The organism is Marinobacter persicus, assembly GCF_002934325.1.
GTDB lineage: Bacteria > Pseudomonadota > Gammaproteobacteria > Pseudomonadales > Oleiphilaceae > Marinobacter > Marinobacter persicus_A.
In genome coordinates, this window is record NZ_PTIV01000009.1 from 90,895 (window position 1) to 109,281 (window position 18,387).

At 60.1% G+C, this 18,387-nt stretch carries 18 protein-coding genes; 12 read left to right on the forward strand and 6 right to left on the reverse strand.

Translation table 11 applies throughout. The features are described from left to right. The first annotated feature begins 62 nt into the window (after positions 1–62). The 6 genes from BY454_RS07065 to BY454_RS07090 all read left to right on the forward strand — a co-directional run bounded on the left by BY454_RS07065 (position 63) and on the right by BY454_RS07090 (position 4,582). Positions 63–395 carry a hypothetical protein gene (locus tag BY454_RS07065; protein ID WP_104415452.1) on the forward strand — a complete coding sequence of 111 codons (333 nt, stop codon included), beginning with the start codon at positions 63–65 and terminating at the stop codon, positions 393–395. 89 nt (positions 396–484) lie between these two features. After that, positions 485–1,156: a GMP/IMP nucleotidase gene (gene yrfG, locus BY454_RS07070; RefSeq protein ID WP_104415451.1), complete on the forward strand. Its 672-nt coding sequence runs from the start codon at positions 485–487 to the stop codon at positions 1,154–1,156. A 6-nt stretch (positions 1,157–1,162) separates the two neighbouring features. Next, positions 1,163–1,564: a ribosome-associated heat shock protein Hsp15 gene (hslR, locus tag BY454_RS07075; protein ID WP_104415450.1), complete on the forward strand. Its 402-nt coding sequence runs from the start codon at positions 1,163–1,165 to the stop codon at positions 1,562–1,564. Between the two features lie 13 nt (positions 1,565–1,577). Next, positions 1,578–2,435 carry an Hsp33 family molecular chaperone HslO gene (gene hslO / locus BY454_RS07080; protein WP_104415449.1) on the forward strand — a complete coding sequence of 286 codons (858 nt, stop codon included), beginning with the start codon at positions 1,578–1,580 and terminating at the stop codon, positions 2,433–2,435. Between the two features lie 176 nt (positions 2,436–2,611). After that, positions 2,612–4,147, forward strand: a complete 1,536-nt coding sequence (locus BY454_RS07085) for a phosphoenolpyruvate carboxykinase (protein WP_104415448.1) — start codon at positions 2,612–2,614, stop codon at positions 4,145–4,147. Between the two features lie 162 nt (positions 4,148–4,309). Next, a complete protein-coding gene (locus tag BY454_RS07090) occupies positions 4,310–4,582 on the forward strand; it encodes an HU family DNA-binding protein (RefSeq protein WP_104415447.1) in 273 nt (90 codons plus the stop codon). Between the two features lie 36 nt (positions 4,583–4,618). Here the strand turns inward: BY454_RS07090 and BY454_RS07095 are convergent, their stop codons facing one another. Genes BY454_RS07095 through gshB form a run of 6 tightly spaced genes read right to left on the reverse strand, consistent with a single transcriptional unit; the run spans position 4,619 to position 9,790 of the window. Beyond that, the gene (locus BY454_RS07095; protein WP_104415446.1) at positions 4,619–5,932 is read right to left on the reverse strand and encodes a dihydroorotase; all 1,314 of its coding nucleotides are present in this window, start codon (positions 5,930–5,932) and stop codon (positions 4,619–4,621) included. Further along, positions 5,929–6,948, reverse strand: coding sequence for an aspartate carbamoyltransferase catalytic subunit (locus tag BY454_RS07100; protein ID WP_104415445.1), 1,020 nt, complete (start codon positions 6,946–6,948; stop codon positions 5,929–5,931). Before BY454_RS07100 ends, BY454_RS07095 begins: the two co-directional genes overlap by 4 nt. A gap of 24 nt (positions 6,949–6,972) precedes the next feature. Further along, positions 6,973–7,485, reverse strand: a complete 513-nt coding sequence (gene pyrR, locus BY454_RS07105; protein ID WP_104415444.1) for a bifunctional pyr operon transcriptional regulator/uracil phosphoribosyltransferase PyrR — start codon at positions 7,483–7,485, stop codon at positions 6,973–6,975. 19 nt (positions 7,486–7,504) lie between these two features. Then, positions 7,505–7,930: a Holliday junction resolvase RuvX gene (ruvX, locus tag BY454_RS07110; RefSeq protein ID WP_104415443.1), complete on the reverse strand. Its 426-nt coding sequence runs from the start codon at positions 7,928–7,930 to the stop codon at positions 7,505–7,507. Then, positions 7,927–8,793: an energy transducer TonB gene (locus BY454_RS07115; RefSeq protein WP_104415442.1), complete on the reverse strand. Its 867-nt coding sequence runs from the start codon at positions 8,791–8,793 to the stop codon at positions 7,927–7,929. The genes ruvX and BY454_RS07115 overlap by 4 nt, the downstream gene beginning before the upstream one ends. 43 nt (positions 8,794–8,836) lie before the next feature. Next, positions 8,837–9,790, reverse strand: coding sequence for a glutathione synthase (gene gshB, locus BY454_RS07120; RefSeq protein ID WP_104415441.1), 954 nt, complete (start codon positions 9,788–9,790; stop codon positions 8,837–8,839). A gap of 309 nt (positions 9,791–10,099) precedes the next feature. Between gshB and pilG the strand changes: the two genes are divergently transcribed. The 6 genes from pilG to BY454_RS07150 form a co-directional block, all read left to right on the forward strand. After that, positions 10,100–10,492 (forward strand): twitching motility response regulator PilG, encoded by a 393-nt coding sequence (gene pilG / locus BY454_RS07125; RefSeq protein ID WP_104415440.1) that lies wholly within the window; start codon positions 10,100–10,102, stop codon positions 10,490–10,492. 32 nt (positions 10,493–10,524) lie between these two features. Further along, the gene (gene pilH / locus BY454_RS07130) at positions 10,525–10,887 is read left to right on the forward strand and encodes a twitching motility response regulator PilH (RefSeq protein ID WP_104415439.1); all 363 of its coding nucleotides are present in this window, start codon (positions 10,525–10,527) and stop codon (positions 10,885–10,887) included. A 20-nt stretch (positions 10,888–10,907) separates the two neighbouring features. Then, the gene (locus BY454_RS07135) at positions 10,908–11,453 is read left to right on the forward strand and encodes a chemotaxis protein CheW (protein WP_104415438.1); all 546 of its coding nucleotides are present in this window, start codon (positions 10,908–10,910) and stop codon (positions 11,451–11,453) included. Positions 11,454–11,542: 89 nt separating this feature from the next. Beyond that, positions 11,543–13,618: a methyl-accepting chemotaxis protein gene (locus BY454_RS07140; RefSeq protein WP_104415437.1), complete on the forward strand. Its 2,076-nt coding sequence runs from the start codon at positions 11,543–11,545 to the stop codon at positions 13,616–13,618. A gap of 27 nt (positions 13,619–13,645) precedes the next feature. Continuing rightward, positions 13,646–14,545, forward strand: coding sequence for a CheR family methyltransferase (locus BY454_RS07145; protein ID WP_104415436.1), 900 nt, complete (start codon positions 13,646–13,648; stop codon positions 14,543–14,545). 11 nt (positions 14,546–14,556) lie between these two features. Continuing rightward, positions 14,557–18,387 (forward strand): Hpt domain-containing protein (locus BY454_RS07150; protein WP_181049783.1); only part of this gene is annotated, 3,831 nt, incomplete at its 3' end.

The window sequence follows — 18,387 nt, forward strand, 5'->3', positions numbered from 1 at the left end:
AAAACCGTTTGAAATTGAGACAATATGATTCATAGTTAACGCAGGACAAGGAGAGACTGAACATGACCCGCAAGATTTCCCACATTCTGATCGCCACCATGGCCGCCTGCCTGCTGGCCTTTTCATCAGCCGGCCATGCACAGGCCGTGGACGAAACCCCATCGGCCCTGGCAATGACCACAGACGCACTGTTGCTGCGCCCGCTCCTGTTTGCCACCACCGTTGTTGGCGGCGCCGTTTATGTCGTATCGGTGCCCTTTGCTGCCATGGGAGGCAACGCCAAGGAAGCCGGCCGGGTGCTGTTCCTGGAACCGGCCAAGGCAACCTTTGTGCGTTGCCTGGGTTGCACGCGCACGGGCTACAAGCATTCACCGGTCACGCCGTCAGAAGACTGAGCCGAAACCGGGATCCGTACTATCCCGGCTTGCCAGCGCCGCGAATCTGAGGCAGCCTGAAGCAAAATTTTTCAGGCTGCTTTTTGCTTATGGTTGATTGGTCAACGCTGGACACCGTGTTTCTGGACATGGACGGTACACTGCTAGATCTGCACTTCGATACCCATTTCTGGCTCGAACATCTGCCCAAGCGCTACGCCGAGCACAACAATCTGCACCCGCAACAGGCCAAGGACACCCTGGTGCCCATGATCATGGCCGAACGCGGCTCCCTGAACTGGTACTGCACCGATTACTGGAGCGAGCGGCTGTCCCTGAACATCACCCAGTTGAAAGCCGAAGTGGGTGATCGCATCGGTTACCGCCCTCACGTACCAGCGTTCCTTAACGCCCTGCGCAAGGCCGGCCTGCATTCCGTGATCGTCACCAACTGTCACCCCGACCCACTGGCGCTGAAGCTTGAGCGCACCGGCCTGAACCGGTACGTCGACAGCATTGTATCCAGTCACGATCTGGACAAACCCAAGGAAGATCGCGAGTTCTGGCAGGCGCTGGCTAAAGGCACCCCCTACCGGCATGAAACCACCCTGATGGTGGATGACAGCTTCCCGGTGCTGGAAAGCGCACGGGACGCCGGTATCAGCCAGTGCCTGGCGATTCTGGCACCGGACAGCCAGCAGCCGGCCCGGGAACCTCATGCGGACATCCCTGGCATCCACCATTTCGACGAAGTACTGCCCGCCCTGCAGGGCATCCGGTAAGAGCCCATGGCAGATAACAACGATCCGAAAATCCGACTCGACAAATGGCTCTGGGCCGCCCGGTTCTACAAGACCCGTTCACTGGCCAAGGAAGCCATTGAAGGCGGCAAGGTGCATTACAATGGCCAGCGGAGTAAACCCGGCAAAGTGGTGGAAACCGGTGCCAAGCTCACCTTGAGACTGGGCTGGCAGGAAAAAGTGGTGATTGTAGACGCCCTCAGCGACAAGCGCCGGGGCGCGCCCGAAGCCCAGAAGCTCTACCATGAGACCGAAGACAGCATGAAGCGGCGCGAAGAACTGGCCTGGCAGCGCAAGACCATGCAAGCCGCGCAACTGCCGCCGGCACGCCGCCCCACCAAGAAAGCCCGCCGGGACATCCGGCGATTCCGTGAACAGAATGGCCTTTGAATCAGGAGAACACATGGCATCCCGCGATCAATTCCAACGCTTCCTTTTTGAACACAGCCAGGTTCGGGGTGCCTGGGTGCAACTGGCCGACAGCTACCAGACCATCACCAGCCAGGCCCCCTACCCGGATTCCGTGCGCCAACTGCTGGGCGAATCCCTGGCGGCCAGTGTGCTTTTGAGCAGCACCCTGAAGTTCAACGGCTCCCTGTCGCTGCAGGCAGCTGGCAATGGCCCCATGACCACTCTGTTGGCCGAAAGCACCCACAACCGGCACATCCGCGGCATCGCCCGCTTTGAAGACGGCGCCATTACCGGAGAAAAAACGCTGCACGAATTGCTGGGCGAAAGCCGCATGGCCATCACCATCACGCCCGACCAAGGCCACCGTTACCAGGGCGTGGTGCCCCGTGAAGCGGACACCCTCGCTGGCTGCCTGGAGGAATATTTCGAGCGCTCCGAGCAGATCGCCACCCGGCTGTTCCTGTTTGCGGACGGCGAGAAGGCCGCCGGCCTGCTGCTGCAGCGCCTGCCCGGCCATACCGAAGAAGATGACGACCTGTGGAACCGGGTGGAACACCTGGCCGCCACGGTCCAGGCCGAAGAAATGCTGGAGCTGGACAGCGAAACCCTGCTACACCGCCTGTTCCACGAGGAAACCGTGCGCCTGTTTGACCCGGAGCCGGTCGCCTTCCATTGCAGCTGCTCCCGGGAACGCACCCTCGCCGCGCTGGAATCCATTGGGCGGGAGGAGTGTTACAGCATTCTGGATGAACAGGGCAGCATCAACATGGACTGCCAGTTCTGCCACGCAAACTATCGCTTCGATAGAAACGACATTGATCATCTTTTCACCGGACATACGTTACACTAAGTACTTTCACTAAGTGGCCCGGAAGTCGCTGCTGGCGCGGCTTCCGGGGCTGTCGTTTTTTACTGGCGCGTCTGGCATAATAGCGCGCCTGAATTGATCCGATTGTTCAGATTTCCGTCAGAATTCGGGGCGACGGGGCTGGGCAATCCTGTAGACATCCCGAGGGCGAGGTCGAAGTGAGCAACACTTATACTGATCTGAGTACAGCACAACTGGTCGAGCAGGCTCTGGCACGTAACGAAGGCCAGCTGGCTTCCAACGGTTCCCTGGTGGTTACCACCGGTGATCGCACCGGCCGGTCTCCCATGGACCGCTACATCGTCGAGGAGCCCAGCACCTCTGACGATATCCACTGGGGCTCGATCAACCGCCCGTTTGACGCCGACAAGTTCGACGCACTCTGGGACCGGGTTGAAGCCTATATCGCTGAACAGGATTCGTTTGTTTCTCACGTCCACGTCGGTTCCGATCCCGAGCACTACCTGCCGGTGAAAATGACCACCGAAACCGCCTGGCAGAACCTGTTCGGTCAAAACCTGTTTATCCGCCCGGAAAGCTACAACCCCTCTGACAAACAGGAATGGCAGATCCTCAACGCCGCCAACTTCGAGTGTGTTCCCGAGCGTGACGGCACCAACTCGAACGGCACCGTGATGATCAACTTTGCCAAGCGCAAAGTTCTGCTGGCCGGTATGCACTACGCCGGCGAGATGAAAAAAGCCATGTTCTCGGTTCAGAACTTCCTGCTGCCGGAAAAAGACGTGCTGCCCATGCACTGTTCCGCCAACGTCAGCGAGACCGGCGAGACCTGCCTGTTCTTCGGCCTGTCCGGCACCGGCAAGACCACCCTGTCGGCCGATCCCCACCGCTACCTGATCGGTGATGACGAGCACGGCTGGGGCCCAGGCACCGTATTCAACATCGAAGGCGGCTGCTACGCCAAGTGCATCGATCTGAGCCGCAAGAACGAGCCGATCATCTGGGATGCCATCCGTTTTGGCGCCATTGTGGAAAACGTGGTGATCGACCCGGACACCCGTGTTCCCGACTACACCGACACCTCACTGACCGAAAACTCCCGTTGCGCCTACCCGCTGGAGCACGTTGAGAAGCGTGTCGAGGAAAACCGTGCCGGTGAGCCGTCGCACATCATCTTCCTGACCTGCGACATGACTGGTGTTCTGCCGCCTGTGTCCATCCTGAGCCGTGAAGCGGCCGCCTACCACTTCCTGAGCGGTTACACCGCCCTGGTAGGCTCCACCGAGATGGGTTCTTCCTCCAAGCTGAAGTCCACCTTCTCCACCTGCTTCGGCGCACCTTTCTTCCCGCGCCCGGCTGGCGTTTATGCCGAGCTGCTGATGAAGCGCGTGGATGAGTTCAACAGCAAGGTGTTCCTGGTGAACACCGGCTGGACCGGTGGACCCTACGGTGAAGGCAAGCGCTTCAGCATCCCGACCACCCGCGCCATCATCGCCGCGATCCAGAACGGCGACCTGGACGACGTCGAAACCGAGCACCTGGACGCCCTGAACCTGGACGTACCCAAGCACGTGCCCGGCGTGGATACCGAGCTGCTGAACCCGCGCAAGACCTGGGTAAGCCCGGACTACTACGACGGCAAGGCCGAAGAGCTGATCAGCCAGTTCGTGGAAAACTTCAAGAAATTCGACGTGGCGGACGCCATCGTCGAGGCCGGACCGAAGCTCGGCTGAGCCTCACCAACCACAAAAAAAGCGCCCTGCGTCACAGCACGGCGCTTTTTTTATTTGCATATTGAGTGCTTCAGCAGTAAAGATTGCATCTACCGTCGCCTTATCAGGCTGACGGCCTGATGCTTCAACAACGATAAAAGCAAACGCACACAGGAGAGACTCATGCGCAAACCCGAACTTGCTGCCGAGATTGCCGACAAAGCCGGCCTGAGCAAAGAGAAAGCGGGCGAGGTGATCAACGCCTTCACCGACCAGGTATCCGCCGCTGCGGCCCGAGGTGAAGACACCAGCCTGATCGGCTTCGGTACGTTCAGCGTCCGCAAACGGGAAGCCCGCCAGGGGCGCAACCCCCAGACCGGCGCCGCCATCCAGATTCCCGCCAGCAAGACGGTGGGCTTTAAGGCTGGCAAGGGCCTTAAGGACGCCGTAAGCTGACGCAAAAAGGCCCGCAACCGCGGGCCTTTTTTATTCTCAGAGCGAAGGGGCCGAGCTGGCCGGCCAGACTTCCTGGCCCTGAACCAGCGTACGCTCCACCCGGCCCCGCAACGGTCGGTCCAGCACTGGTGCGTGCTTACCCACCGACATCAATGCCTTCGCCGAGGGCTGCCAGGTCTGCTCGGGATCGAATACGCACAGGTCAGCAACCGCACCTTCCACCAGCGCGCCACTTTCCTGCAGGATCGCCGAAGGCCCCGTGGTCAGCGCCTGAAGCAGCCTTACCCGGGATAACTCGCCCCGCGCCACCAGTTCCAGTCCCAGCGACAGAACGCTCTCAATACTCGACAGTCCCGGCTCGGTGGCCGGCAACGGTGCCTGCTTGGCGGCGGAATCGTGAGGCTGGTGCTGACTGACGATGGCTTCAATCAATCCCTGCTCCACGCCCGCCAGCAACGCCTGGCGGTCGGCTTCTGATCGTAGCGGCGGCTGCACGTGGAAGCGGCTGTCAAAACCGGCCAGGGCTTCCTCCGTGAACACCAACTGATGCATGGCCACATCGGCGGTCACCGGCACACCCTGCTTGCGGGCCCGCTCAAGCATTTCCACACTCCTGGCGCAGGACAACTGGCTCAGGTGCAGCTTCACGCCGGTCTCTTCCGCCAACAGCAGCATTTCCGCCACAGCTGCGGTTTCCGCCACCTCGGGAATACCCAGCAGCCCCAGGCGGGTGGTGACCTGTCCGTCATGAGCATAACCATCGGCCGCCAGGGCCTGGTTTTCGGGGCTGAACATCACCGTTAAACCGAAGGTCTCGGCGTACGCCATGCACCGTCTGAGAATTCGTGCGTTGCCAACGGTATGGGAACCGTTACCCAGCAATTTACAGCCCGCCTTCTGCAGGCCCGCCATGTCACTGAGCAGTTCACCCTTCAGGCCCCGCGTCACGGCGCCCACCGGCAGTACGCGCACCACGCCGCGAGAGGCAGCGGCTTCGCGTATCAGATGAGTCACCGCACCGGAATCATTAACCGGCGAGGTTTCCGGCGAGGCGCACACGGTGGTAAAACCGCCGTGGGCAGCCGCCAGGGTTTCCGAAGCAATGTTGCCTTTCTGTCCGTTCCCCGGTTCGCGCAGGTTGCAGCACAGATCAACGAAGCCCGGTGTAATCACACAACCGCTGGCATCGAGCGTGCGATCAGCCGAGGCTTCAAGGGCACTGGCTCCCAAGATGGCCACCCGGCCGTCCGCAATCAGCAGACCCGGGTTATCCCGTTCGATTTGGCCATCGAACAGGGTTCCTCCAGTAATTCGGAGACTGCCGCCTGCCATTGAATTCATATCACTCATGCCCGGCTCCCCTCGTTTTCCGTCTGTGCCTGTTGCCGCTCTGACATCTGTCCGCCCATGGCCATGGACATTACCGCCATCCGGATCGCGATACCGTTGGTGACCTGACTCAGAATCACCGATTGCGGACCGTCGGCCACCGAGGACTCAATTTCCACCCCACGGTTGATGGGCCCCGGATGCATGACAATGCAGTCTGGCTTCGCCAGTGCCAGCTTGTCTTCGGTCAGGCCGTAGAGGCGGAAAAACTCTCTTTCGCTGGGCAACAAGGCGCCTTCCATACGTTCGTTCTGCAGGCGCAGCATGATTACCACATCCAGGTCTTTCATGCCCCGTTCCATGTCGTATTCCACGGTGCAACCCAGACTCTCCACATCCCGGGGCAACAAAGTGCCCGGGGCAATTACCCGGACTTCCTCAACACCCAGCTCGTTCAGGGCGCGAATCTGGGAGCGGGCCACGCGGGAATGCAGCACGTCACCCACAATGGCCACTTTCAGGCCTTCAAAACCACCCTTGTTCTGACGAATGGTCAGCATATCGAGCATCGCCTGGGTGGGGTGCGAGTGGCGGCCGTCGCCGGCGTTGATGATGGCCACGCCCGGCGTGACGCTCTCGGCGATGAAGTGCGGAGCCCCACTCTGGGAGTGACGCACCACGAACATGTCACTGGCCATCGCTTCCAGGTTCAGCAAGGTGTCGGACAGGGATTCGCCCTTGGAGGTGGCCGAAGTGGAAATATCCAGGTTCAGTACGTCTGCAGAGAGCCGCTTGGCGGCCAGCTCGAAGGTGCTTCGGGTGCGGGTGCTGGGCTCGAAGAACAGGTTCACCACCGTGCGGCCGCGCAGCAGGGGGACTTTCTTGATGCTGCGGGTGCCCACCTCAATGAAGGAGTCGGCGGTGTCCAGAATATCGGTAAGCAGTTCGCGGCTGAGGCCGTCCAGAGTGAGGAAATGCCGCAACTGACCGCCCCGGGTCAGCTGCAGGTGATTCGGGGAATGATCATTCGCGGTCATGGCACGCCTGTTTTTCTGTTGGAGTTATGACTGTCCGGATTCCTGAAGCTCAATGCGCAGAGGCTCTGGGCCCCGCAGCTTCACGCGCTGGTGGGCACCCAACTCAAGAACCTGGCCGACCACATCCGGCTGGACCGGCAATTCCCGGGACCCCAGATCGACCAGCGTGGCCAGTATGATACTGGCAGGACGCCCATAATCGAAAATTTCATTCATGGCGGCCCGAATGGTGCGCCCGCTCATAATCACATCATCAATCAGCAGGATGTCGCGCCCTTCGGTATCGAACGGCAGGCTGGAGGGCTTCACCTTCGGGTTCAGGCCAATGCGACTGAAATCGTCCCGGTAAAACGAGATGTCGAGTTCGCCGAAAGGCGTCTCGATGCCCAGACGCTTGCCCAGGACATCCGCCAGCCAGACACCGCCGGTGCGGATGCCTATCAGGGCGGGATCGGTCACGCCACGCTGCTCGAGGGTCCGACGCAGGCCGGCTTCCATTTCATCCAGCAACTGGTTGATATCAAACAAAGCGGTCATTCAAACCTCGTTTTTCAGGTCAGCCGGATTGTTCCCGGCACCAGGTTTCCAGAATTAATACAGCCGCACGGTCGTCCACGCCGTGACGGCCAAAGTCCCGACTGCCACCGGCGGCCATCACATCGCCCTTGGCCTCAAAACTGGTCAGCCGTTCGTCCACCATCTCTACCGGGACATGATACCGGCCATGCAGGCGTTTGCCGAACTTTCGGGCTCGGGCGCACATGTCGTTTTCGGTGTCGTCCATATTCAGCGGCAACCCCACCAGGACGACATCCGGCTGCCACTCAGCCAACAGTTGCTCAATGTCCTGCCAATCGGGAATGCCATCCCGGGCCGGAATCATGGCCACCGGCTGGCCGGTTCCGAGCATTTCCTGTCCGGTGGCCACACCAATACGGCGAGTACCAAAATCAAAGGCGAGAATACGACGGCTGGCAGTCATCCGGCGGACAGCCCCCGCTGCTGGAATGACCAGGTACGGATGATTTCCAGCACATCAAACTGCTCACGCATGTCCTCGGGGAAGGGCGCGAAAGGAGCCGCCATCCGCACGATCTGGATGGCCGCGTCATCCAGCACGGAACTGCCGGAGGATTGCAGTATCGCCACCTCGCGAATGCTGCCATCCTTCTTCAGGGACACCAGCAAGCGCAGGTCGCCATAGATGCCGGCACGACGGGCCTGACTGGGATAATTCAGGTTGCCCACGCGGGTGACTTTGTCGACCCAGTTCTGCACGTACCAGGCATTGTTCGACTGCAAAGTGGAAACCGCGGTCACCCGCTTCACCCGGGGCCGCCGGGCATAGGCCTGCTGCTGGTCAGCAAGACGCGCCTCCAGTGAGGCGATCTCCAGGCTGCGCTCCATCAGGCTTTTCTTTTCAGCACGTGGCAGGGGTTCCGGCTTCGGCTCGGTCTGCTCCCGCGGCTCCTGAACCTGCCGGCTGGCATCACTCCGGGTCTGGACAACCGCACGCGCCTGCTGTGGCTGCGGCTCGGTGGTGGTTTGCGGCTGCGGCTGGACCTGCGCCACCTTCGGCTGCGGCATGTCTGCCGGCTGAGGCGAGGTCATTTCAACTTTCTCTTCCGTGGTACCACTGCCCTGCTGATTGGTTTGGGCCAGGAAATCCGCCTCTTCCGGCGCCTGTTCGTCATCATACTGCGACAGGGTGATTTCCATGGTCTGGGCAGACGCCGGCGGCTCCTCCGGCGCAAAGGTAAGGCCCAACGCCAAAATGGCGTGCAACGCCAGCGCCATGAACAGCGTGAAGGAAAATCTGTCGAAATCCGTTACCTGCGCTGCCATTACCCTTCCCTGGTGTGTGTTCGATTAGCCACGGTCACTTGCTTCAACGCGCCTCCAGTCGGCGGACGATTGCCTCCATCAGCATATCGGAAATATCGATACCAAAGGCGGCATCCAGTTCACGAATACAGGTAGGGCTGGTGACATTAATTTCGGTGAGGTAATCGCCAATCACATCCAGACCAACGAACATCAGCCCTTTCTCCTTGATCACCGGCGCCACACGGGCACAGATTTCCCGGTCGCGCTTGGTCAGCTCGCGCCCCTCACCACGACCGCCAGCCGCCAGATTGCCGCGATTCTCTCCCTGGGACGGAATCCGTGCAAGGGCATAGGGCACAGGTTCGCCCTCGATCAGCAAAATTCGTTTGTCGCCGTCGGAGATCTCAGGAATGAATTTCTGGGCCATCGCCTGGTGCGCGCCATAGTTGGTCAGGGTTTCAATGATCACGCCCAGGTTGGAATCGTTCTCCCGGACCCGGAAGATCGACCGACCGCCCATGCCATCCACCGGCTTCATGATGACGTCACCGTGCTTGGCGTAGAAATCCTTGAAACGCTGGGTTGAACGGGTGACCAACAGCGGCGGTGTCAGGTCTTCAAACTGGGTGGCAAACAGCTTTTCGTTGCAATCCCGTAGGGTCGCTGCCGGATTCACCACCAGTGCACCCTGCTGCTCGGCGGCCTCCAGAATAAAGGTGGCCATCAGAAATTCCCGGTCCACCGGAGGGTCCTTGCGCATCAGAATCACATCCAGGTCACCCAGTGCCCGCTCCTGGTGGGGGCCAAAGTGGAACCAGTTTTCCGGATCGTTATGCACCGTCAGGGTGTGGGTGTGCGCCATGGCGCGACCACCATCCAGGTACATGTCCGCCAATTCCATATACTCGATTTCCCAGCCACGCTTCTGGGCCGCCAACAACATGGCCAGTGAGCTGTCTTTCTTGAAATGGATATCCTCGATGGGATCCATCACGATACCGAGCCGGATGGTCATAGCGTCTCCTGAATATTGGGGTTGAAAGCTCCAGCAAAAACACGAACCGGTACGCAGAGTGAGCCGGGCATTAGCTGCTATGCTTGGACACCAAATAGTATTGTACCCGAAGCAGAAATGCATTCGGAGAAGTGGCCAGATCAATTTTCGCGATGGTAAAGGCAGGTACAATTCGTCCGGACACGGACTAATCGTATACGACCATTGATAGCCATTTAACTGAGCAGGGTTTATAGAACAACCAGAAGGTTTGTGTTAAAACCCGGGATGCAACTTACGACAGTCGCTGGAGCGCAAGGCAGTTGGACAATGGATGACAACTTCGAAAATCTGAAGATTATGGTGATTGACGACAGCAAAACCATTCGTCGCACCGCAGAAACCCTTCTCAAGAAAGTCGGCTGCGAGGTCATCACCGCCACCGATGGCTTTGACGCTCTGGCGAAGATTGCAGACACTCAGCCGAACATCATATTCGTGGACATCATGATGCCACGCCTGGACGGCTATCAAACCTGCGCGCTGATCAAGAACAACTCTTCCTTCAAGAACACGCCAGTAATCATGCTTTCCAGCAAGGACGGCTTGTTCGACAAGGCCAAAGGCCGAATCGTAGGCTCAGATCAGTACCTGACCAAACCGTTCAGTAAGGATGAATTGCTCAATACCATCCGCCAGTATATGCCACAGGCTGAACAGTAACCCTGCTGACACCAAGAACCATCGAGGAAAACATGGCCCGCATTCTGATTGTTGACGACTCTCCTACCGAAGTTAAGAAAATCTCCAGCATTCTGGAAAAGCACCAGCACGAAGTGCTGACCGCTGACAACGGTGCCGACGGCGTTGCCAAAGCCCGCGCTGAAACACCGGATCTGGTTCTGATGGACGTTGTCATGCCCGGCCTCAACGGCTTCCAGGCGACCCGCCAGCTGACCCGGGCACCGGAAACAGCCTCGATTCCCGTGATCATCGTGACCACCAAGGATCAGGAAACAGATCGCGTGTGGGGCACCCGTCAAGGCGCCAAAGGTTATCTGGTCAAGCCCGTTGATGAAGACGACCTGATCAAGACCATTAGCAACCTGATTGCCTGATGCCCGAGCATGGAGCCGCCATGTCTGGCAACACCACTCCGTTTTCCATACTGACGGACATTGCTAACCGTAACCGGGCAATGGCCGCCGGCCTGCCTGAACAGCAGGAAGCTGTTGAACTCTGGAATGGCATCGGTTTCATCCTCGCGGGCGAGCGCTATGTAGCTCCCATGGGTGAAGTTACCGAGATTCTGCACGTGCCCCGGTTCACGCACATTCCTGGTGTTCAGCCGTTCATGATGGGCGCCGCCAATGTCCGGGGGCGCCTGCTCCCACTGGTTGACCTGGCCAACTTCTTCGGGCTTGCGCGTTCTTCGCGTAATTTCCGGGAACGCCGGGTGCTGGTGGTTGAACAGGACGACGTCTTCAGCGGCCTGGTGGTCGATACGGTACTGGGCATGCAGTATTTTGCGGCAGAGAGTTTCAGGGATGACCCGGGAAGGTCGCCCGACAGCGTTCGGCCATTCGTAAAAGGAAGCTACGAACGCAATGAGGAAATCTGGAACGTGTTTTCGGCGGCGGATCTGATTGCCGACGAGCGCTTTCTTGATGTTGCACAGTGGTAAGGGTGGTGAAACCGGCGCAAGCCCACCGTGACACCTGAACCCCGCTATAACAACTTGTCATTTTGAGAACAAAGGCCGGGAGCCAGAAAATGAAAAGCAGAGCCGGAAGATTCAGTAAGGGACAGGGAGGCAACAAGCTGGTTGCCGGCCTGATCGCTGCGCTGATTGCACTGACCGTCCTGCTCGTTGTTGTGCTGTTCATGATCAACCAGAACAGCCAGAACGACCAGGAATACATCGCCAGTACCGCAGAAATGCGAGTGCTCTCCCAGGAGATTGCGAAAAACGCAACGGAAGCGGCCGGTGGTACCGAGTCGGCTTTCGGGCAGTTGCGTCGCTCCCGGGACGAGTTCCAGAAACTGTGGACCGATGTCAGCCAGGGTAACCCGGACACCGGCCTACCACCCAGTGATCTTGCTCAGGAAAGCGGCGTCCAGAGCAGCTGGAAAGACGTTCGTCAGAACGCCGACGACATTCTGGAAACCCGTACCGGCGTTCTGGACCTGCACGGTGTAGCCCAGACGCTCAACGAAACCATTCCGCAGCTGCAGGTGGAGTACGAAGACATCGTGCAGATCCTGCTGGACAACCAGGCTCCCCGTGACCAGATCGCCCTGGCCCAGCGTCAGTCACTGCTGGCAGAGCGGATCCTGCGCTCGGTCAACGCGGTACTGTCCGGTGATGAAGACGCGGTTATCGCCGCCGACCGTTTCGGTCGCGACGCCGCCCTGTTCGGCCGCGTACTGGACGGCCAGCTCAACGGCAACGAAGCCATGGGCATTCCCCAGGTAACCGACCAGGACGCCATCGCCGCACTGGAATCGGTTTCCGAGCTGTTCCAGTTTGTTTCCCAGAACGTTAACGCCATCCTTGAAGCTTCTCCCGACCTCTTCAGGGTGCGTAACGCCGCCGGCGAAATCTTCCAGAACTCGGAAGTTCTGCTGAGCCAGCTGTCCGATCTGGCCAATCAGTTCACGGTCCAGTCCGAAACCCGGTTGCTGAGCCCGACCCTGGCCTTTGCCATCCTGGCCATCATGGTGGCCATTGTTATCTTCATCGGCCTGACCCTGTACCGCGAAGCCCAGGCCCGCCTGGCCGCCACCCAGTCCCAGAACGAACAGAACCAGAACGCGATCCTGCGACTGCTGGACGAACTGGCTGACCTGGCGGACGGTGACCTGACTGCCGAGGCCACGGTAACCGAGGACTTCACCGGTGCCATCGCTGACTCCATCAACTTCGCGATCGACCAGATGCGCAGCCTGGTACAGTCCATTCGTGCCACCGCCGTTCGAGTCTCCGGTGCGGCACAGGAAACCCAATCCACCGCCATGCACCTGGCCGATGCCTCCGAGCACCAGGCCCAGGAAATTGCCGGCGCTTCCGCTGCGGTTAACGAGATGGCCGTCTCCATCGACCAGGTATCCTCGAACGCCGCCGAATCCTCTGCGGTAGCGGAGCGGTCGGTTGCGATCGCGAAGAAAGGCGCGGAAGTGGTACAGAACACCATCCGCGGCATGGACAACATCCGTGAGCAGATCCAGGAAACCTCCAAACGGATCAAGCGTCTGGGTGAATCTTCCCAGGAAATCGGTGACATCGTTTCCCTGATCAACGACATCGCCGACCAAACCAACATCCTGTCCCTGAACGCGGCGATCCAGGCCTCCATGGCCGGTGACGCTGGCCGGGGCTTCGCGGTGGTTGCGGACGAAGTTCAGCGCCTGGCGGAACGTTCCTCCGCGGCAACCAAGCAGATTGAAGCCCTGGTTAAGACGATCCAGTCCGATACCAACGAAGCGGTTATCTCCATGGAACACACCACCGCCGAGGTGGTCCGCGGTGCCCGTCTGGCCCAGGATGCTGGTATCGCCCTGGAAGAAATCGAGAACGTATCCACCAGTCTGGCGGAACTGATCCAGAACATCTCCAACGCGGCCCGTCAGCAGTCGTCGTCTGCGTCGCACATTTCCAACACCATGAACGTCATCCAGGAAATCACCTCGCAGACTTCCTCCGGTACCAATGCGACCGCCAAGTCCATCGGTAACCTGGCCGAGATGGCTTCCGAGCTGCGTTCGTCGGTTGCCGGCTTCAAACTGCCGGAAGAAGACCTTGCGAACCAGGAAGAGGAAGAAGACAACGAGGTTCCGGTGGTCGGCTGATCACCGGACCGGGGCTGATGACGGTCTATGGCGCCAATGCACAAACAACTGTCACCTGCCGAAGGTCTGTGGTCCATGCGCCGCCTTCCGGATATGGATGCGGCCCAGTTCCAGCAGTGGCAGAAACTGCTGGAACACCGGACCGGTATAACCCTGAGCGAGGAACGCCGCTCGTTCCTGGAAACCAACCTGAGCATCCGCATGCGGGAGATTGGTTTCAGCAGTTACCAGGATTATTACGAGCACATTGTTTCCGGCCCTGAGGCCATTCGCGAATGGAGCGTACTGGTTGACCGGTTGACGGTTCAGGAAACCCGCTTTTTCCGGGATCCCGATGCCTTCCGGTTAGTCGCGGATTATGTGCTGACCCGGCCCCGCGAACGGTTTCGGAAAGGCCCCCTGGAAGCCTGGAGCGTGGGTTGCTCCACCGGAGAGGAGCCTTACACCCTGGCCATCACACTGAACGAATGCATGAGCCAGCTTGGCCTGCAGCCTCTGTTCGGCGTTACCGGCTCCGACATCAGCCAACCGGCACTGATCAAGGCGCAGAAAGGGCGTTTCAGTGCGCGCAGCCTCCAGGGCATGGACGAAGATTTGCGGGCCAGGTACTTCCGGCCGGCAGAACGGAACACCGTCGACATAGTCGATAGCCTGCGTGAACGGGTCTGCTTCGCCAGACTGAACGTGCTGAACCTCGACAGGGTTCCCATGCAGGGCGTGAACATTATTTTTTGCCAGAACCTTTTGATCTATTTCCGTCGTTGGCGCCGGCGGGAAATCGTCAGAAAACTTGCGGGGTATCTGGCACCGGGCGGGCTGCTGGTGCTTGGCCAGGGAGAGTTGACCGACTGGCAACACCCGAGCCTTCAGCGGGTCCCCTCGGAACATGTGCTGGCGTGGACCAAACGCCAGAGCAACGACGAATAACCGGAGTGGTTATGGGCAATCACCATGACAGTATCGCCCTCGACTGGGTTCGGGGAGAAATACAAGACACGCTGACCCAGAGTCAGCATGCACTTGAAGCGTACGTCGAAAACCGCGACGACACCGCGCGCCTGCGCTTCTGCCTGAACTACCTCCATCAGGTGCATGGCACCCTGCAGATGGTAGAGCTCGACGGTGCTGCGTTGCTCACCGAGGAAATGGAAGCGCTTACCCAGGCGGTGCTTAATGGCCAGGTCGCCAACGCTGACGAAGCCATCGAAGTACTGATGCAGGGTGTGCTTCAGTTGCCCCAGTACCTGGAGCACCTGGACTCCAGCGGCGACGATTTCCCGCTGGTTCTGCTGCCGTTGCTCAACGACCTGCGCGCCGCCCGTGGCGCCAATCTGCTGTCGGACACCTCGCTGTTCAAGCCCGACCTTTCCCCGGCCCAACAGCCGGCGGACGCCGGTGCCTCTGCTCGCCTGCAAGACCCCAAAGTCGCCGGACACCTGCGCAAATTGCGTCAGATGTATCAGTTCGCCCTGGCCGGTGTGGTGCGTGAGGCGGACCTGAACACCCACTTCGATTACATGCAGAAAGTGGTGGAGCGCCTGGCCCGGCTTTGTCGGAAAACCCCCAGGGGCGAACTGTGGAAGGCGGCAGGCGCCTTTGTCGAAACCCTCCAGGCCCACGCCAACCCGATCAACACAGCGGTTAAATCCCTGCTCCGGGAGCTGGATGCTGAAATCCGGCTGCTGATGGCCGACAACTCCGATGCTCTGGCGCAGCCGGTACCCGAAGCCCTGTTCAAGCACCTCCTTTACTACGTAGCCCGGGCACGCGACCTGGACACCCCACAGGTACGAGCCCTGCGGGATGCCTATCAGCTCGATGAGGCTTTGCCCTCGGAAGACGACGTTGATCATGCCCGCACCCGGGTATCCGGTCCGGGCCGGGACGCCATCCACTCCGTGGTCACCGCGCTGGACGAAGAACTGGCCCGGCTGAAAGATCAGTTGGACCTGTTCGTGCGGGCAGAAACCCGGCAAAACAGCGAACTGGAAGAACTGCTTCCGTCCCTGCGCCAGGTGGCCAACACCCTGGGCGTGATTGGCCTGGGCACACCCCGCAAGGTGGTCAGTGAACAAGTCGAACTGCTGGAGCGCCTGTCAGCCCAGGCCGACACCGTCGACGATGGCACGCTCATGGACATTGCCGGTGCCCTGCTCTACGTCGAAGCCAGCCTGGCCGGCCTGGACAAGGACCGGCATCCCGAACAGGGCCAGGACGGCGACGATAACGAGCCGGTCAACCTGAGTGCCCGTGAACTGACCGAGGCCAGTGAAGCCCTGGTTCGGGAATCGCGCAACACGCTGGAGCAGGTTAAATCCTCCATCGTCAATTTCATTGCCTCCCAGTGGGACACCCGTGAGATTGACCACGTTCCAGGCCTGCTCTACAGCATTCGTGGCGGCCTCAGCCTGGTGCCACTGCCCCGGGTGGCGGACATGCTGGCCGCCGCAGAGCGCTACGTCACCGACGTGCTGCTGGGCAGCAAACAGGTGCCGGACTGGAAACAGCTGGACACCCTGGCCGACGCCATCACCAGTATCGAGTATTACCTGGAACGCCTGGCCGAGGGCATCAGCAACAACGACGCCATCCTGCATGTGGCCGAAGAAAGCCTGGAGAACCTGGGCTTCCCGGTGGGCCAGGAGCCCACCTGGACAGACACTCAAGCGGAAGAACAGCCGCAACCGGAAACCTCGGAGACCGAGGCCCCGGTAGAAGCCCCGAGCGAAACCGACGCCTCAAAGGACACCTCCGGTTCGGACGCGGAACTTCTGGATGACGAGATTCTGGAGATCTTTGTCGAGGAAGCCGGAGAAGTGCTGGAAACCATCAACCAGTACTACCCGCAGCTGCGCCAGAACCACGACGACAGCACGGCCCTGACCGAAGTCCGTCGGGCGTTCCACACGCTCAAGGGCAGCGGCCGCCTGGTGGGCGCCAGCAGCATCGGTGAGCTGGCCTGGTCAGTGGAAAACCTGCTCAACCGGGTGATCGACCAGACCGTCAAACCCACGGACGACATGTTCAGCCTGATCGACGAGGTGAACGAACGCATTCCCTCGCTGATTCAGGAGTTCCGCCACGGCGAAGCCAACGGCGACGTTGAGGCCCTGATTGCCCGTGCCGAGGCGCTGGCCACCACCCGCAAGACCGAGACCGCCGAGACACTGCAAACCGAGACGGCTGAAGCCACCGCCGGACAGGAAACATCGGCCGCATCCGTCCACGAAACGGACGATTTCCCAGACGCGGAACCGGACACCGAATCAGAAACCGAATACGAGCCCGAACCTGAGCCCCAGGCCACCACTGAGCCGGCACAGGAGCAGGAAACAGGTGATGCATCTGCTGATCATGACGACCTGATCGATGATGAGATCCTGGAAATCTTTATCGAAGAAGCGGGTGAGGTACTGGAAACCATTCGCGAGTACCTGCCAATGCTCCTGCGGCACCATGACGACCGCAGCGCATTGACCGAAGTACGCCGCGCCTTCCACACCCTCAAGGGCAGTGGCCGCATGGTTGGCGCCAATGTTATCGGTGAGCTGGCCTGGTCCGTCGAGAACATGCTGAACCGCGTGATTGACGGCAGCATCTTCATGAACGATGACATTGCCCGCCTTCTGGAAGAGGTTACCGAGAACGTTCCGGGGCTGGTCGAGGACTTCGAGAAACGCACGGCACCGCGCCTGGATACCTCCAGTCTGGAAGCCCGGGCCAACGCCCTTGCCAATGGCGAAATTCCGGACGCCACCCTGATGCCCGAGCCAGAGACGGAAAGCGTCCCGTCCCAGGAGGCCACTAGCGCGTCCACCGGCTCGCTCCCGGAGGTGGAGGAAGAGCTTGATCCAGTGCTGCTGGAGATCTTCGAAAACGAGACCGAAACGCACCTGCAGACCATCGATGAGTATCTGGAGCAGGCCGGCGACCGCCACTCCGTGGCCTACACCGACAGCCTGTCCCGGGCGCTGCACACCCTCAAGGGCAGCGCCAACACCGCCGGCATCAAGCCCATTGCGACCGTCATCACGCCGCTGGAACACTTCGTCAAAGAGGCTCGGGCGCAAAACAAGCGGGCTGACCAGCAGGTACTGGGACTGATTGGCGAAGCCCGTGAATTCCTGACCCGCGGCCTGGCGCAACTGTACGATGACCCACAGGCACCGCTGGATGGCACGGACGATTTCCTGGCAAGGCTGGACCGCCTCACGCGCCAGACCCTGCTGACCCAACCGCAGGCCGATGCCGAGCCAGCCCAGAGCCAGGATTCTGCCCGTCTGGTGCAGCTGTTCCTCGGCGAAGGCCTGGACATCGTCATGGATGCCGAAGACATCCTCGAAGAGTGGTCCCGGAACCCCGAGCAACGCTCCTCCGTGGATACCCTGCGCCGGGAGCTGGCCCAGCTGAACCAGGGTGCGGCGGATGCCGGCCTCACCGATGTTGCCGACCTCGCGGCGGCGCTGAACGACGTTTACAGCGCTGTGGCCGATCACCAGCTTACGCCGGACCAGGATTTCTTTGAAATTGTCCATGAAGGGCATGAGCAGCTGATCAACCTGATGGATCAGGTCGCCGCCGGCTTGGCGACCGACTCCAACGAGGCATTGATTGAGCAACTGGGACAACTGGCAAGCAAAATCGCAGAGCCAGAGCCAGAGCCAGAGCCAGAGCCAGAGCCAGAGCCAGAGCCAGAGCCAGAGCCAGAGCCAGAGCCAGAGCCAGAGCCAGAGCCAGAGCCAGAGCCAGAGCCAGAGCCAGAGCCAGAG

Coding starts and splice junctions, on each gene's coding strand:
- BY454_RS07065 (WP_104415452.1), top strand. CDS start 63: ATGACCCGCAAGATTTCCCACATTCTGATCGCCACCATGGCCGCCTGC.
- yrfG (WP_104415451.1), top strand. CDS start 485: ATGGTTGATTGGTCAACGCTGGACACCGTGTTTCTGGACATGGACGGT.
- hslR (WP_104415450.1), top strand. CDS start 1,163: ATGGCAGATAACAACGATCCGAAAATCCGACTCGACAAATGGCTCTGG.
- hslO (WP_104415449.1), top strand. CDS start 1,578: ATGGCATCCCGCGATCAATTCCAACGCTTCCTTTTTGAACACAGCCAG.
- BY454_RS07090 (WP_104415447.1), top strand. CDS start 4,310: ATGCGCAAACCCGAACTTGCTGCCGAGATTGCCGACAAAGCCGGCCTG.
- BY454_RS07095 (WP_104415446.1), bottom strand. CDS start 5,932: ATGAGTGATATGAATTCAATGGCAGGCGGCAGTCTCCGAATTACTGGA.
- BY454_RS07100 (WP_104415445.1), bottom strand. CDS start 6,948: ATGACCGCGAATGATCATTCCCCGAATCACCTGCAGCTGACCCGGGGC.
- pyrR (WP_104415444.1), bottom strand. CDS start 7,485: ATGACCGCTTTGTTTGATATCAACCAGTTGCTGGATGAAATGGAAGCC.
- ruvX (WP_104415443.1), bottom strand. CDS start 7,930: ATGACTGCCAGCCGTCGTATTCTCGCCTTTGATTTTGGTACTCGCCGT.
- BY454_RS07115 (WP_104415442.1), bottom strand. CDS start 8,793: ATGGCAGCGCAGGTAACGGATTTCGACAGATTTTCCTTCACGCTGTTC.
- gshB (WP_104415441.1), bottom strand. CDS start 9,790: ATGACCATCCGGCTCGGTATCGTGATGGATCCCATCGAGGATATCCAT.
- pilG (WP_104415440.1), top strand. CDS start 10,100: ATGGATGACAACTTCGAAAATCTGAAGATTATGGTGATTGACGACAGC.
- pilH (WP_104415439.1), top strand. CDS start 10,525: ATGGCCCGCATTCTGATTGTTGACGACTCTCCTACCGAAGTTAAGAAA.
- BY454_RS07135 (WP_104415438.1), top strand. CDS start 10,908: ATGTCTGGCAACACCACTCCGTTTTCCATACTGACGGACATTGCTAAC.
- BY454_RS07140 (WP_104415437.1), top strand. CDS start 11,543: ATGAAAAGCAGAGCCGGAAGATTCAGTAAGGGACAGGGAGGCAACAAG.
- BY454_RS07145 (WP_104415436.1), top strand. CDS start 13,646: ATGGCGCCAATGCACAAACAACTGTCACCTGCCGAAGGTCTGTGGTCC.